14 protein-coding genes are annotated in these 15,868 nt (G+C 35.6%); 11 read left to right on the plus strand and 3 right to left on the minus strand.

Going from position 1 to position 15,868, the window contains the following annotated elements; all coding sequences use genetic code 11:
• Positions 1-78 precede the first annotated feature (78 nt).
• Together hprK and psiE are read left to right on the plus strand one after the other, a co-directional pair.
• Complete coding sequence (gene hprK / locus ACQCPR_RS06170; protein WP_090562745.1) at positions 79-996, plus strand: HPr(Ser) kinase/phosphatase; 918 nt, start codon at positions 79-81, stop codon at positions 994-996.
• A 241-nt stretch (positions 997-1,237) separates the two neighbouring features.
• Positions 1,238-1,684 carry a phosphate-starvation-inducible protein PsiE gene (gene psiE / locus ACQCPR_RS06175; protein ID WP_427138512.1) on the plus strand — a complete coding sequence of 149 codons (447 nt, stop codon included), beginning with the start codon at positions 1,238-1,240 and terminating at the stop codon, positions 1,682-1,684.
• A 142-nt stretch (positions 1,685-1,826) separates the two neighbouring features.
• Here psiE and ACQCPR_RS06180 read toward each other — a convergent pair whose 3' ends face one another.
• Positions 1,827-2,630: a YgaP family membrane protein gene (locus ACQCPR_RS06180; RefSeq protein ID WP_427138513.1), complete on the minus strand. Its 804-nt coding sequence runs from the start codon at positions 2,628-2,630 to the stop codon at positions 1,827-1,829.
• 159 nt (positions 2,631-2,789) lie between these two features.
• Complete coding sequence (locus ACQCPR_RS06185) at positions 2,790-3,062, minus strand: small, acid-soluble spore protein, alpha/beta type (RefSeq protein WP_427138514.1); 273 nt, start codon at positions 3,060-3,062, stop codon at positions 2,790-2,792.
• Positions 3,063-3,322: 260 nt separating this feature from the next.
• Here ACQCPR_RS06185 and ACQCPR_RS06190 point away from each other — a divergent pair, with 260 nt between their 5' ends.
• Positions 3,323-4,219, plus strand: a complete 897-nt coding sequence (locus tag ACQCPR_RS06190; protein WP_427138515.1) for a LysR family transcriptional regulator — start codon at positions 3,323-3,325, stop codon at positions 4,217-4,219.
• 57 nt (positions 4,220-4,276) lie between these two features.
• Entirely contained in the window at positions 4,277-5,113 is an 837-nt protein-coding gene (locus ACQCPR_RS06195) for a YitT family protein (protein ID WP_090562730.1), read from the plus strand.
• A 1,279-nt stretch (positions 5,114-6,392) separates the two neighbouring features.
• On the opposite strand, the gene ACQCPR_RS06200 is transcribed toward ACQCPR_RS06195, so the two are convergent.
• Positions 6,393-8,078 carry an Rqc2 family fibronectin-binding protein gene (locus tag ACQCPR_RS06200; RefSeq protein WP_427138516.1) on the minus strand — a complete coding sequence of 562 codons (1,686 nt, stop codon included), beginning with the start codon at positions 8,076-8,078 and terminating at the stop codon, positions 6,393-6,395.
• Between the two features lie 424 nt (positions 8,079-8,502).
• Here ACQCPR_RS06200 and gmk point away from each other — a divergent pair, with 424 nt between their 5' ends.
• From gmk to rsmB, 7 genes are all read left to right on the plus strand, one after another.
• Positions 8,503-9,123, plus strand: coding sequence for a guanylate kinase (gene gmk / locus ACQCPR_RS06205; RefSeq protein WP_090563572.1), 621 nt, complete (start codon positions 8,503-8,505; stop codon positions 9,121-9,123).
• Positions 9,124-9,348 carry a DNA-directed RNA polymerase subunit omega gene (gene rpoZ / locus ACQCPR_RS06210; protein ID WP_093494426.1) on the plus strand — a complete coding sequence of 75 codons (225 nt, stop codon included), beginning with the start codon at positions 9,124-9,126 and terminating at the stop codon, positions 9,346-9,348. It begins immediately after the preceding gene.
• 107 nt (positions 9,349-9,455) lie between these two features.
• Positions 9,456-10,661 carry a bifunctional phosphopantothenoylcysteine decarboxylase/phosphopantothenate--cysteine ligase CoaBC gene (gene coaBC / locus ACQCPR_RS06215; protein WP_427138914.1) on the plus strand — a complete coding sequence of 402 codons (1,206 nt, stop codon included), beginning with the start codon at positions 9,456-9,458 and terminating at the stop codon, positions 10,659-10,661.
• A complete protein-coding gene (gene priA, locus ACQCPR_RS06220; RefSeq protein WP_427138517.1) occupies positions 10,658-13,069 on the plus strand; it encodes a primosomal protein N' in 2,412 nt (803 codons plus the stop codon). The genes coaBC and priA overlap by 4 nt, the downstream gene beginning before the upstream one ends.
• Before the next feature lie 23 nt (positions 13,070-13,092).
• Positions 13,093-13,581: a peptide deformylase gene (gene def, locus ACQCPR_RS06225; RefSeq protein WP_090562714.1), complete on the plus strand. Its 489-nt coding sequence runs from the start codon at positions 13,093-13,095 to the stop codon at positions 13,579-13,581.
• Positions 13,578-14,519 (plus strand): methionyl-tRNA formyltransferase, encoded by a 942-nt coding sequence (gene fmt / locus ACQCPR_RS06230; RefSeq protein WP_427138518.1) that lies wholly within the window; start codon positions 13,578-13,580, stop codon positions 14,517-14,519. The genes def and fmt overlap by 4 nt, the downstream gene beginning before the upstream one ends.
• Positions 14,516-15,868: a 16S rRNA (cytosine(967)-C(5))-methyltransferase RsmB gene (gene rsmB, locus ACQCPR_RS06235; RefSeq protein ID WP_090562708.1), complete on the plus strand. Its 1,353-nt coding sequence runs from the start codon at positions 14,516-14,518 to the stop codon at positions 15,866-15,868. Before fmt ends, rsmB begins: the two co-directional genes overlap by 4 nt.

Consider the following 15,868-nt stretch of genomic DNA (forward strand, 5'->3'; position numbering starts at 1 on the left):
CCGTTTAATTTAAACGGACGGGACCATATAACTTAAGATTTAATATGGAACTTGTTATTGAGAGGACGAGTGTAAGATATGAAGAATTTAATGGTGACAGATCTTGTGAATAGATTTTCTTTGGAAGTTTTATCTGGTCACGATCAATGCCATCGGGTATTAAAGAAAACAAAAGTTCGACGTCCAGGGTTGGAGTTTATGGATAAATTTGATTTTATAGCAACGGAACATGTTCAAATTTTAGGTAAAAATGAAATAAGCTACTTACATACACTCCAAGAAGAAGAATGTAAATTACGAATAGGCAATATTATTAAATACGATCCGCCCTGTATAATAATTACATCTAATCAAGAGGAGCCACCAGGATTAATACAATATTGTGTTGAAAATGAAATACCATTACTGCGCACATTTGATTCCACTAGCGAAGTAAGTGCAAAACTTGATGCATTCGTTGTTAAAGCTATGGCACCAGAGATTTCGATACATGGTGTTTGTGTGAATGTGTCCGGAATGGGGATATTGTTACGTGGTAAATCAGGTGTAGGTAAAAGTGAAACAGCTCATACATTGATTGGACGCGGTCATAGATTAGTTGCAGATGATATTGTCGTTTTAAAAAAGCTAAGTCCACAGACGCTTTTGGGATCTCATAATGAAAAAAACAAAGAATTCTTGGCTTTGCGAAGTATTGGATTATTAAACGTAGTCCGTCTGTATGGTCGTACAGCATTTCAAGAGGAAACACGTATAGCATTAGATATTGAGTTAACTAAATGGGAAAGCAATACATTGAATAATGAGTTAGAATTGGAAACTAAGTTTATAGATTATATGGGCGTTCAGATACCTCATATTCAAATTCAGTTACAACCAGGTCGTGATGTAGCAGGTCTTATTGAAGCTGCCGCAAATAATTGGTATCTAAAGCAGCAAGGATATAGTGCTGCAGAAGAATTTGTGAAAAGACTAGAGCAAGAAATGGAAGATTAGTGAAGAATACATAAAAAGCGCCCACCGTATTTATTTTAACGGTGGGTACTTTTTATGCTTTATTAAAATATTTTTTATTTTCAAATAAAATTATAGACTTGGAAGCGTTTTCCAGTTTATTATTCTCTAAATGATATCACCAAATAATTGAAAGCTCTATTTGGGGATTCCACGCTAAATAGAAAGGATAAGAATAAAAGCAGATGAATTTGTATTTATAATTTGGAATGGGGGATTTTAAATGGAAAAGTTATTAAAAAAAGAATTTTCTATAGTTTTATCAATTATCCCAAAGATGTTGCAAATGTTTCTGAATTTCTGTCTAATATTGTTAGCGCTAATTTTATCATTTTTACTTATTAAAGAGTTAACTGTATTCTTTAAAATTTTGATAACTGTTGGGTCCAGTGATTACAAGCAATTCCTTGCAAATATCCTCATTTTCTTTTTATATTTTGAATTCATTACAATGATTGTTAAATATTTTAAGGAAGACTATCATTTTCCACTTAGGTATTTTTTATATGTAGGAATTACTGCCATGATTAGGCTAATTATTGTCGAGCATGATCACCCGATTGATACATTAATCTATTCACTAGTTATACTGATTTTAATAGTCGGTTATTTCATTATGAATATTACACCTCTGGAAAGACCAAAGCGTCAATTGTTCTTTAAAGAGTAGTATGGTGTAAATCAGTAATGTTAACTAAAAAACGTGCTGCGTATTTATTAAGTAAACATTTGCTACGCAACACGTTTTTTATTGTAATGCATCTTTATTACAAATAAATCTTGAGATTAATGCTCCTATTCTTCGGCTTCTTTTATTGAAGAATATTTGGAGTAGAAATGTTTTTTTGACCAGATTTGGATACTGCGTCAATGATGGTTGAATCTAGGTTTGTATTCTTCGCAGTTCCATCTAGCTGCGGTTTTGTATCTGATTTTTGAGAAGCAGATTGCTTAATAGTTGAACTAGAGGCTGATTTAGTATTGCTCCCAGTTGTAATAGCATCTTTCTTGTTTGTGTTCCCATTTGTATTTGGTTTCATATTGCCTGTCCCACTTGTTCCAGAGGCATTTTTTGAGTTGGTCATACCTGCTACGTCTTTGACCATTTGACTAACCTGTGGTGCGACAGTTTGAGCAATGCTTCCGATTGTTTGTGCATTGGTCCCCATAGAATTTTGTCCAACACTGCTACTATTTTGGCTACTTCCCATACTTGGTGAGCCAGAAGCAGTTTGAGACGAAGATGTGCTTGTTAATTTTTGTGCAATATTTCCAACCATTTGCATGATGTTTCCACTTTTTTGTCCAGCATTGCCACCTGAAGCATATTGTCCAGATTGAGTTCCGTTTGCCATCATATTATTAGCATTAGCTTGTGCACCTTGATTTGCATTTTCACTTGCTAGATTTTCCATAATAGTTCCTAACGCTTTAGTTGGACAAAATTTTGTTGCTCCTTCAGCTGCTTTCATAGACCCAAAAAGGACAAGCATCTTTCCACTTCTACTTTTTGGTTCACGTAAAAGGCGTAGGGTACCATAAGTGGTCATTACTGAACCTACCATGAGTCGGAAGAATGCAGTTCCTGGATTAAGATTTTGTTGGTTAAATGCCATGTCATGACCTCCTAATATTCATTTCATTATTGCTTGGGAAATAATACAAAGAAATAAGTAGTAAAATTAAGAAACAGATATTTATACTGATCCATTTCAGCCCTTATAATCCCCATACATTCCATTTTTATACGATATTATTTCTGTGGGGAAAAGAATTTATTTCTTAAGCATTTGTTCTTGTGCCATTCTAACCATTTCTTTTACCATACTCCCTCCAATTGGGCCCCCAATTTTTCCTGCCTGTTCTGAAGTAAGTTTACCGTTATATGCGTTATTTAAGGGAATACTTAATTCATCTGCAATTTCGTATTTTACATCGTCTGGATTATTACTTTTTACCTCATAACCTTGTTCTTTCATTACTCGAACCTTCAATTTATCTAGTTCCTTACGTGCAGAAGGTACTAATATTTTATTTTTATTTGCCATTTTGTCTTCACTCCTTCATAAGGTAGTCTTTACGAAAAATGAGATTTTACACTATTGGTATTTCATTAAAAAGTTGTTGGTAGCAGCATAGTTTTTCTTGTAGTAACTATTAACCCTAAAATTTTAAATGATTTTAATTAAAATAATTCATTTCCTTAATATCTAGATAGGTACTATAATTGCATTTGGCGGTAAATTATCGTCTTTTAGAAAGGATTCCTATACAATATGAGGAATATTATTCATATGGGGGAATGACTATGGAACTTCGCAATTTAAAAACCTTTTTGGTTGTTGCTGATTGCGGTGGATTTACTAGAGCTGGTGAGCAATTGGGTTATACGCAGTCAACTGTTACGAATCATGTTAGAGCATTGGAAGAGGCTGTAGGGAACCGCCTTTTTGATCGATTAGGAAAAACAGTAGTTTTAACGGATGCGGGTACACATCTAGCTACATATGCCAATGAAATCTTAAAACTTTATCAAGAAGCGGTCGATTCATCCAAATTAAATAATGAGCCTTCTGGTACAGTATTAATCGGAGCAAATGAATCTTTAATGGTATATAGATTACCGACCATACTGTATGAATTTAAAAGGATGTATCCAAAAGTCCAGCTTATTTTGCAACCTTCTGAAAGTCAGGAGCTTAACAATGAGTTAAAATCCGGAAAGTTTGACTTGGCTCTATTTACAAATCCTGAAAAATTAGGTTCAGATATTATAACGAGGGATTTAGTGAAAGAGACGCTGGTAATGATTGCCCCTGCAGGCCATCGTTTATGTGGTAAAGCGGTAATCACTCCAAATGATTTGGAAGATGAAGTATTGCTTCTGACGGAGGCAGGAAGTTACCGTGACTTGTTGGAGAGATGGATTAAAGACGATGGTGTTGGTTGTTCACGCATTGCCTTTTGGAATATTGAAGCAATCAAACAATCGGTGAAGTGTGGGCTAGGTTTATCCTATTTACCTTTGATGACGGTGAGAGAGGAATTGGAGCGGGGCAGTTTAGTCGCACTTCCTTGGGTGCATAGCGATGAGTTCGTAACTACCCAACTTGCATATCACAAAGATAAGTGGCTAACGCCAGCTATGAATAAATTAATTGAAATAATCGAAAAACACGCAAAGAAATGGGAGTCTGAAGACTGACAGTAAACTACATATGTAGAGTTTTTGCTTGGTTATTGGTAGGAGGAATTACATAACATGGCACAACAACGTACTAAAGAAATATTCTTAATTATAATTGGGTCCTTATTGTTCGCAGTCGGTATTAACTATTTTGCAATCCCATATCGGTTATCTGAGGGTGGGGTTATTGGGATAACTGTTATTACTTATTATTTATTCGAATGGTCACCAGGTGTTGTGAACCTTATTATCAATGCTATTCTTTTAGTGATTGGTTATAAGTTTTTTGATAGAAAGACAATGATATATACAGTACTTGGAATTATTTTTTCCTCCTTATTTCTATTTATCACAGAAGATGTAGGACATCAATTGAATGGTGACACATTGCTTGCCGCATTGTTCTCAGGGGTATTTGTTGGTCTTGGTCTAGGTTTAATGTTCAGAGCTGGAGGAACTTCTGGGGGATCCGCTATTTTAGCTCGTTTAGCCAATCAATATTTAGGATGGAGTCTGGGTAAGGGCGTCCTTATCATTGATATTGTCGTTATTGCTGGCTCGGTATTCATCATTGGTCAGGAAAAAGCGATGTACACACTTGTTGCTGTATTTTTAGGTTCTAAAGTAATTGATTATGTAATTGAAGGACTAAATAGCCGAACAGCTGTGACAATCATTTCGGAACGTTCCGAAGAAATTCGCCAATTTATATTATCTAAAATGTCTCGAGGAGTAACAATTCTTGAAGGTCGTGGCGGCTATAGCCAGGATCAAAAGGAAGTCCTTTATATTGTCATCAACCAACAGGAATTAGTCCAATTAAAGCAAACTGTTAGTAGCGTAGATGAGCAGGCATTTGTTGTCGTCCATGAAGTACGTGATGTATTAGGTAGTAGTTTTAGTGTTCAGTAGAATGGAAGATTATTATTAGTAGTAGTAGTAGTAGTAGTAGTAGTAGTAGTAGTAGTAGTAGTAGTAGTAGTAGTAGTAGTAGTAGTAGCCTTTAATCAAATATTCACTTTTAAAGAAGGTTTTGGAGTTGTGAGAGGGTGAAAAGATGAGATTAATCCTGCCAAAAGAATATACTAATTTTTTTCGGATTGTTTTTCCAATCGTCTTACTATTAATTGCCATAAATAATGTTTTTTTTAATTGGAAGTTTCAACTATATCATTTCAACGAATTAGAAGACTTTGGTTCAATTTTGTTTGTCTTGATTATTAGTATATTTGAAAGTGCTATCTGTACATTCTTTTTATGGTTCCTCCTTTATCGAGTGAATAAAAAGATTGTGGGAAACAAGGTCAAGTGAAAAAATTATACGTTTCATTAACCTAAGTGGTAAATAAATGGTTTTAGGAATACCCTTTATAGTGACTCACTCAAATTAATTGACTGTTTTATAGGAATAACCCATCAGAGTTCCAACTCACACAATGATGGGTTATTTTTTATGGTTAAATGGCAGATTCACTAGAAAAATTATTGTTAAGCTACTTCTCTCTTCAACTGTAATGGCATGCTTCTAAATCCTCAAATACAGCATAAATTTTTCCTGAATTGGGTAAACTTTTATTTGAAATAGGGAAGTTAATGCACTTACAAGAATTCGGATCATGCACTAGTTTAGTTTCTCTATGATGAAGTGTTATCTATACAATTTTCAGAATAGAATAGAGTAGAGTAGAGATTATTTGAAGAATAATAATCCAAATTTTAGTTAGTATGAAAGAGGTGCTCAATGAGTTTGAAATTTGCTTTACTTATTTGTTTTAGTTTAATTTGTCTAATTGCTTGTATTACTTTTTATTTGGGGATAAAGATATCTAAAAGATTTATAAGATATATACCAGTGTTTTCCTTGGGTTCAGGAGTGATCTTTTTTTATATTAGACTAAATTATATTTCTAATTCCCCTAATCCCTTCGATAGCATTTTCGATAAAATTGCTTTTATTGTACTTCTTGTTGTATTCAGTTTTGCTTTGTTAGAAGTAGTTATTATTGAGATTGTAGAGAACACAAAATTACTTGGTAAAGGAATTATAAGTATACGAAAAGCATTAAAATTAGTGTATATAAAGAAAGAGCAGGTCAGATAGAAGTAAGGGAGCTACTTCCATCTGACCTATCGATTGTTCCTTATAACAAATATATCATCTAATTAAATACGTCAATTTTCTAAGAAATTTCTACTTTTTCATATTTCTAATTTTCTCTTCATCCGGTGTTACAAACAATGTCGTCTGCTCAAAATAAATAACAAACCCAGGTTTTGATCCGTTAGGTTTTTTCACTTGTTTAATCACAGTATAATCCACCGGAACTGAAGCTGATTCACGAGCTTTGCTAAAATAAGCAGCAAGATTTGCCGCCTCTAATAATGCAGTTTCTGAAGGATTATCAGAATGTATTACTACATGAGATCCAGGGATATCCTTTGTATGAAGCCATGTATCGGTTTTCCTAGCTAATTTAAATGTTACAAAATCATTTTGTTTGTTGTTTTTGCCAACTGAAATTTCTGTGCCATCGGAGGCAATAAATTTTTCTGGTATCGGTTTCGTTGGTTTTTTCTTCTTTTTCGATGCCCTTGCTTTTAATAAACCCTGCTCCATAAGTTCTTCCCGAATTTCTTCAATATCGGTTGGAGAAGCTTGCATAACTTGCTGGAGCAGTAACTCGAAGTATTCTATATCCTCTTTTGTAATTTCAAATTGCTGTTCAATTTTAAGTAATGCAGTTTTTGCTTTTGTATAACGGCTATAGTACCTCTGTGCATTTTGTGTAGCTGTTTTCCGAATATCTAATGGAATAAGAACAGTCTTTTCATTTTCATCATAATAATTGACAAGCTCTACTTCTTTTAATCCTTTTTCAATCGCGTATGCGTTTGCCATTAACAGTTCGCCGAATAGCTGATACGTATCTAAGTTTTCAGCTTGCTCGAAATCTTTTTGGAGTTTTTTCATTTTTAACTTTAATTTGTTTAGTTCGTTTTGAAGCCATCGTTCCAAATCTCCAGCCTGTTGCTTCACACGGTCTCGCTCTGCTTTTGCGAAATAAACACGATCCAGTAAATTGCCTAGACTTTCCTCATTAAATTTGTTGCCATCTAAATGTGTTAATGCATTGGGAGAATAGAAGGTTTTCCCATTTACTTCTACAATTTGTTTATTAGAGCCACCCTGTTTAATCTCATCTATAAATTCTTTATAGGTTTTCACTCTATCTTTAGAATTTTGGAATCTATATACTAATTCTTTTGCATGTAGTGGAGAAAACCCAGAAATTTGGTCCATAATTTCTTTAGGATCGTTGCCCGATTGCAGTACTCCTTCTAATTCTTCTGAAATCTCCAGTGGATTCAACTTATTTTGAGATGGTGGTGCAATATATGGTTGACCAGGCAAAATAGTACGATAACTATTCATGGATGGAGATAGATGCTTTATACTTTCCAAAATAAGATTACGAGAAGGGTCAACTAAAAGTAAATTGCTGTGCCGTCCCATGATTTCCATATGAATTTCACGTGAAATATCATCACCAATCTCGTTTTTACTCTGTATTTGGAAAATAATAATTCGATCGCTTTCATGTTGGTAAATACCAGTAATAATTCCACCTTCCAAATGCTTTCTTAAAACCATACAAAAAAGTGGTGGTTGGGCGGGATTATCAATTGTTTCTTGTGTAATTTGTACACGTGAATAGGATGAATGAACGGAGAACAAAAGTTTATAATTTTTACCTTGAGCCCTTATGTGCATTAATAATTCCTGTGCATTTGGTTGGTGTATTTTAGAAATACGACCTGTAACGAGCTGCTGTAATTCAGTTGTCATTGAAATTGTAAATAAACCATCAAAAGCCATAAGTATTCCTCTTTCAAAACATTATTTTGTATTTAGTAACCAGTACCTAAAGTAAAAGTAAAAAGGCGTCCTATGCTTTTCAATACTGTCTCAGGTTTTCAGCTAAGGTAAAGAACGCTTTTATGTGAAATCCTTCCAGCACTTGCTCCTGCGCGAAGCTCGTCGCAGAAAGGAAGTTCGTTTGCTCCTGCGCGAAGCTCGTCGCAGAAAGGAAGTTCGTTTGCTCCTGTGCAAAGCTCGTCGCAGAAAGGAAGTTCGTTTACTCCTGCGCAAAGCTCGTAGCAAAAGAGCGGTGTCGGTTCTTTCATAGGCGCTTGCGCTTTTCTAATATATCTTATCATTTTCCACTGTACTTGTGTTATAATCAGTTAAGTATGTAATTGGAAGAAGTCGACGTAGTATGACTGTATTTGAAGGAGACGTTATGCGAAGAGAAAAAGGTATATTGATCGTTTTATCAGGTCCGTCTGGAGTAGGTAAAGGGACAGTCCGAAAAGAATTATTTTCAGAGCCAGGTACAAACTATGAGTATTCTATATCCATGACTACGAGAAGCCCTCGTGAAGGTGAAGTAGATGGAGTAGATTATTTCTTTAAGCAAAAAGAAGAATTTGAACAACTGATCGAACAAGGTAAATTGTTAGAATATGCATCCTATGTTGGAAACTACTATGGGACACCTATTGACTATGTAAACGCAACATTAGATTCTGGACGAGATGTATTTTTAGAAATAGAAGTTCAGGGAGCTGCTCTTGTTCGCGAAAAAGCTCCGGAGGCTCTTTTTATTTTCCTTGCACCGCCAAGCCTCTCTGAGCTTGAGCAAAGACTTATAGGTAGAGGGACGGAAACGGAGGATGTCATTAGTTCAAGAATTAAAGCTGCAAGGCAAGAGCTTGAAATGATGCATTTATATGATTATGTGGTAGAAAACGATGAAGTGGCTAAAGCATGTGCGAAAATAAATGCGATAGTAGTAGCCGAACATTGTCGACGTGAACGTGTAGAAAAAAGATATTCAGCTATGCTGGAAGGAGAATTTTAAATGTTATATCCATCAGTAGATTCATTAAAAACCCAAATCGATTCAAAATATTCTTTAGTGAGTGTTGCTTCCAAGCGAGCTAGACAGTTACAAGAAGAAGGCGGCGAACGTCTAACTTCATATGTATCTCATAAGCAAGTTGGGAGAGCGTTAGAAGAAGTTGCAGCTGGTGAACTAACTATACAATCATCTAGTGATTCTGTAGTTTACGAAGACGAAGTATAATATTTAACAATACGTAGTAGATGTCTTAACAAGCTGCGGATTAACTGCAACCTCCCAAAGAATGTACGGTTCTTTGGGAGGTTGTTGTTTAGAGGGGAGAATTCATGATGTTAACTTCTAAAAAAATTCTTGTTTGTGTTACCGGTGGAATTGCTGTATACAAAGCAGTAGCATTGGTTAGTAAATTGACACAAGCAGGGGCAAATGTAAAAGTAATGATGACAAAATCAGCAATGGAATTTGTTCAGCCATTAAGCTTTCAGGCTATGTCTAGAAATGATGTGTATTTTGATACTTTTGATGAAAAAGATTCTAGCGTTATTGCACATATCGATTTAGCGGATTGGGCAGATTTAGTAATTGTAGCTCCTGCAACTGCCAATGTAATCGGCAAATTAGCAAATGGTATTGCGGATGATATGGTAACTACAACAATACTAGCAACAACTTCGGATGTATGGATAGCACCTGCGATGAATGTACATATGTATGAAAATGCTGCAGTTATACGTAATATTGCCCAACTTTCAAGTGATGGTTATCAGTTTATCGAACCTTCTGAAGGTTTTTTAGCATGTGGATATGTAGGAAAAGGTCGATTAGAAGAACCGGAAAAAATAGTAAAGTTGGTAGGAATGTATTTTGTACCGAAAGAACTACCTTTAAAAGGAACAAAAGTTGTCGTAACAGCAGGTCCAACTAGAGAGAGAATAGACCCTGTACGATTTTTGACTAATTTCTCTAGTGGGAAAATGGGATACGCTATGGCTGAGGCTGCAGCAAGTCTTGGTGCAGAAACTATATTGATTTCTGGTCCAGTCAGTTTAGTTCCCCCAGCAAATGTAACACTAGTTTCCGTGGAAAGTGCAAAAGAAATGTTAGATGCTGTATTACTTCATTTTGACACAGCTTCCATGGTCATAAAAACAGCTGCAGTCGCTGATTATAAGCCAAAAGAGGTATATTCTCAAAAGATGAAAAAGCAAGCAGGTGATTCAGCTCTTGTATTAGAAAGAACTACAGATATTCTTTTGGAACTAGGTAAACGAAAAAAAAACCAATTGTTAATAGGCTTTGCAGCGGAAACGAACGATGTTATCCATTATGCAAAAAGTAAATTAGTGAAGAAAAACGCGGATTATATCATTGCAAATGATGTGACTGAAGAGGATTCAGGATTTGGAACAGAAACAAATACTGTTACGTTAGTTGGTAAAAATATAGAGCGGCAGTTTCCAAATCAAAGCAAAAAAGAGCTTGCGATGCAATTAATGGAAACAATTATTCATTTGGAAAAAGATGATTCTAAATGATAGTAGAAGTTATTGTAGATGTCTCAGCTTATCCTATTGATCGGCCTTTTGACTATATAGTTCCTGAAAATTTAGAAACGGTTATAGAACGCGGGAGCAGAGTTCATGTTCCTTTCGGAAATAGAAAGGTACAAGGATTTATAACGAATATTAAAGGACATTCTGCTTTAGATGTTTCTAAGTTAAAAGAGATTATTTCAATAATCGACGTGGAGCCCGTAATTACTGAAGAATTATTACAACTTTCGAAATGGATGACCCATAAAACATTATGCTATGAAATAGACGCACTGCAAGTCATGTTGCCAGCTGCTCTTCGTGCCACATATAAAAAAGAAATTATGCTTGTAGATCCAGATGGAGTAGATATAGAATCTTTGGCATTATTTGGTGCAAAAGAAACTATTGCTTATGAAGTATTTGAAAAAGCTGGTTTATTACGATTGATGAAAAAATATTTGAATCAAGGAAATTTTCGGTTAGAAACTGTGATTAAACAAAATGCAAAAGTGAAAACAATCGCTAAGTATCGTATAGTGGAGGACTTGGAATTAGTTCATACGCAACTTAATGAACTTCCCAAAAATGCTGTTAAACAAAAAGAATTAATTGAATGGTTATTAATGCAAAAGCAACCTTCGTTTACAATGGAAGAACTTAAAAAATTTGCAAAAACTAATAATCATACGGTTAAAGCTTTAATCGACAAAGGAATTTTAGAAAAGGAAAATAAAGAAATATACCGCGAGATAAACAGCTTAGAATACAATGACCAAGATCGAAGATTTAAATTGACGAATGAACAGCAAGAAGCACTTCAAAAGATTAATGATGCGCAGGATAATGATCAGAATACTACTTTTCTGTTACACGGTATTACTGGTAGCGGTAAAACAGAGATATATTTGAATGCTATTGAAAGGTCAATCAATGAAGGCAAACAAGCCATTATGCTTGTGCCTGAAATATCATTGACTCCACAAATGACTAGAAGATTTAAATTGCGTTTTGATGATCAAGTAGCTGTGATGCATAGTGGATTGTCAGCTGGCGAAAAGTTTGATGAGTGGCGTAAAATTTGGCGTGGAGAGGTAAAGGTTGTTGTTGGAGCAAGATCTGCAATATTTGCTCCTTTTAAAAATCTTGGCTTAATCATTTTAGATGAAGAGCATGAGTCTACCTATAAACAGGAAGATACACCGAGGTATCATGCTAGAGATGTAGCAATTTGGAGAAGCGAATTTCATAACTGCCCAGTCATTTTAGGTAGTGCTACTCCTTCACTTGAATCGTATGCTCGTGCTACTAAAGATGTCTACACTTTATTGACTTTGAATATGCGTGCAAAGGAACAGTCATTGCCGATTGTAAATATAGTGGACATGCGTGCTGAGTTAAAAAACGGAAATCGTTCTATGTTCAGTGTAGGGCTAGCAGATGCTGTCAGAGAAAAGTTAGAGAAGAATGAACAAATCGTTTTATTTTTAAACAAAAGAGGATTTTCCTCCTTTGTTTTATGTCGAGATTGTGGAACTGTAGTTGAATGCGACAATTGTGATATTTCGCTTACCTATCACCGAGAGGGGGAGCAGTTAAAATGTCATTATTGTGGACATGAAGAACCAGTGCCGAAGCAATGTCCAGAATGTTCAAGTGAGCATATTCGCTTTTTCGGAACGGGTACCCAGAAAGTCGAAGAGGAGATAACTAAATTATTCCCTTATGCAAGAGTTCTACGAATGGATGTAGATACGACTAAAACGAAAGGTTCACATGAACGAATTTTAAAACAATTTGGAGATGGAGAAGCGGATATTTTACTTGGAACTCAAATGATCGCCAAGGGATTGGATTTCCCAAATATTACGCTGGTTGGAGTGTTAAATGCAGATACAACTTTGCACTTAGCTGATTTTAGAGCAGCAGAAAAAACGTTTCAACTAATGACACAAGTAAGTGGACGAGCTGGCCGACATGACAAAGAAGGACAGGTGTACATCCAAACGTATACTCCAGAGCATTATGCAATTGAATATTCAAAATCACAATTATATGAGCCTTTTTATCATAAAGAAATGTTGGTGCGAAAACAGTTCGAATACCCTCCTTTCTACTATTTAACACTTGTTCAGGTTACACATGAAAATGTCCTGTTAGCGGCCGAATATGCAAAACTAGCGACTGACTGGCTCCGAACGAATTTATCTTCCACCACAATGGTAATAGGACCAACTTCTAGTGCAATCAGTAAAATACAAAATAGATATCGATACCAATGTTTGATAAAATACAAAAAAGAACCAATATTAGTGGAAAAACTCCAACAATTAATCAAAATATACCGAACCGAGTGGATAAAAAAAGGAATCATTTTAACAATTGATCTGGATCCATCCACTATTTTATAAGGTGTTTGAAAAGAGGAAAAGAAATGGCAATACGACCAATTATTACACATCCAAATGATGTATTATTAAAGAAATGTAAAGAAATTACTGTATTTGATACAAAACTAGCCGAACTTTTGGATGATATGTACGACACTATGGTAGCTTCTGATGGAATCGGAATAGCTGCTCCACAAGTCGGAGAGGCTATTCAAGCAGCAATCGTAGACCTAGGTGAAGGACAGGATATTATCGAATTGATTAATCCTGAGATAGTGGAAATCGGGGGATCAGAAATAGAAGTGGAAGGATGTTTAAGTTTTCCAGACATTTATGGGGAAGTAGAGCGTCCATTTCATGTAAAGGTAGAAGCTCAAGATCGAACAGGTGCTTTATATGAACTAACAGCCGAGGATTATGAAGCCAGAGCCATTTTACATGAAATAGATCATTTGCATGGTGTTTTATTTACGACAAAGGTAATTCGTTATGTTGAGTTAGAAGAACTTGAAAACGAGGTGGAAGAAGTATGACATCTATTATCTTCATGGGTACCCCGGCATTCTCCGCACCTATCCTAAGAATGTTAGTGGATGGAGGCTATAAAGTAAAGGCTGTAGTAACTCAACCAGATCGACCAGTAGGTAGAAAAAAAGTGCTGACAGCGCCTCCAGTAAAAGAAGAAGCTCTTAGACTTGGTTTACCTGTCATTCAACCAAATAAACTAAAGGGATCAGATGAATTAGAGCAAATTATCGCTCTTAAGCCAGATTTAATCATTACTGCTGCATTCGGGCAGATTCTCCCAAAAGAACTGTTGGATGTTCCTAACCTGGGCTGTATTAATGTTCATGCTTCGTTACTACCTGCCTACCGTGGAGGAGCTCCAATTCATCAAGCAATTATAGATGGACAAAGTAAAACAGGCGTCACAATAATGTATATGGAAGAGAAATTAGACGCCGGAGATATCATATCGCAAAGCGAAATATCTATAGAGCATAATGATGATACTGGTATGTTATTTGAAAAACTTAGTGCAGTAGGTTCTGAGCTTCTTAAAGAAACATTGCCTTCGATTATTGCAAAAACGAATAATCGTACTAAACAGGATGACACAAAAGTAACTTTTGCTAGAAATATTTCACGTGAACAAGAAAGAATAGACTGGAATAATTCAGCACTGCAATTACACAATCAAATCCGTGGGCTTCACCCATGGCCTGTAGCATATACAACTTTAGATGGACAGGTAGTTAAGATTTGGAAGGCGAATACTACCTCTATTCACACAAATGAAAAACCTGGTACTGTTGTGGAAATTGGATCGGATCATTTTGCTGTTCAAACTGGAAAGTCAGAAGCAATTCGCATTAATGAGTTACAACCAGCTGGTAAAAAGAAAATGTCCGCAGAAGATTATTTGCGTGGCGTAGGTTCGAAATTGCGAATAGGAGATATATTTGAATGACGAAAAAAAGCGAAAAAATTTGGACAGGTAATGTCCGAGATGCTGCTCTTACTATTTTAATGGCTGTTGAAAAGCAGCAAGCGTATAGTAACTTGCTGTTACACCAAACGATAGAAAAGTATACGATTGACCCGAAAGACCGTGCGTTACTTACGGAATTAACGTATGGCACACTTCAATATAAAATGACATTAGATTACTATTTACAACCGTTTATAAAAGGTAAATTAGATGATTGGGTTAAACAGTTACTACGCCTATCTCTGTATCAAATCCATTATTTATCGCGTATTCCTGATCACGCGGCTGTGAACGAGGCGGTCGAAATCGCGAAAAGAAGAGGACATAAAGGGATTGCCTCAGCAGTAAACGGAATATTACGTTCAATTTTAAGAGAAGGCGTCCGTTCAACGGAAGAGATTAAAGATAAAGAAGAACGACTATCTATTGAAACAAGCCACCCTCTATGGATGGTAGAGCGTTTCATATCACAATATGGTTTTGAAACGACGGAGAAAATGTTGAAAGAAAATAATGAACCACCTGTTACAACTTTGCGAGTAAACTTATTTAAGCGTACGGTTGATCAAGTGCTTCATTTAATGACACAAGAAGGACATATTGTGGCTAAAAGTGAAATCATTCCAGAGTGTATATACTTATTTAACGGACAAGCAGCTAGAACAACTGCTTATCAGGAGGGTTTTGTAACAATTCAAGATGAAAGTTCGATGATTCCCGCTTATGTTCTTCAACCGGAACCTGGAATGACCGTTCTTGATATGTGTTCGGCACCCGGAGGTAAAACTACTCATATTGCCGAAAAAATGAAAAACACAGGGAAACTAGTGGCAATGGATATTCACCAGCATAAATTAAAGCTAGTGGAAGAAAATGCAGAGCGTTTAGGTTTTAGTTTTATCGAAACAGTGGAGATGGATGGAAGAAAAGCTAGTGAGAATTATGCAGAACAATCATTTGATCGCATACTTGTGGATGCGCCTTGCAGTGGACTTGGCGTGATGAAACGTAAACCTGATATTAAGTATACAAAGAAGGAGAAGGATTTTGCTTCCCTTAAACCAATTCAAATGAACTTACTAGAAGAAGCATATAAACTATTAAAACCGGATGGATTAATGGTTTATAGTACGTGTACAGTTGATTTAGAAGAAAACGAAGGAACGACTCAGCTATTTCTAAATGCACATCCTGATATGGAACTTCAACAATTTCCAGACGTTATTAAACGTATAAAGAATCAGAAAAACGAAGGAACGCTTCAGATTTTTCCACAAGATTTACGTAGTGATGGATTTTATGTAGCTCTATTTCAAAAAAAGAAATAG

It is taken from the genome of Psychrobacillus psychrodurans, assembly GCF_050209195.1.
GTDB lineage: Bacteria > Bacillota > Bacilli > Bacillales_A > Planococcaceae > Psychrobacillus > Psychrobacillus psychrodurans.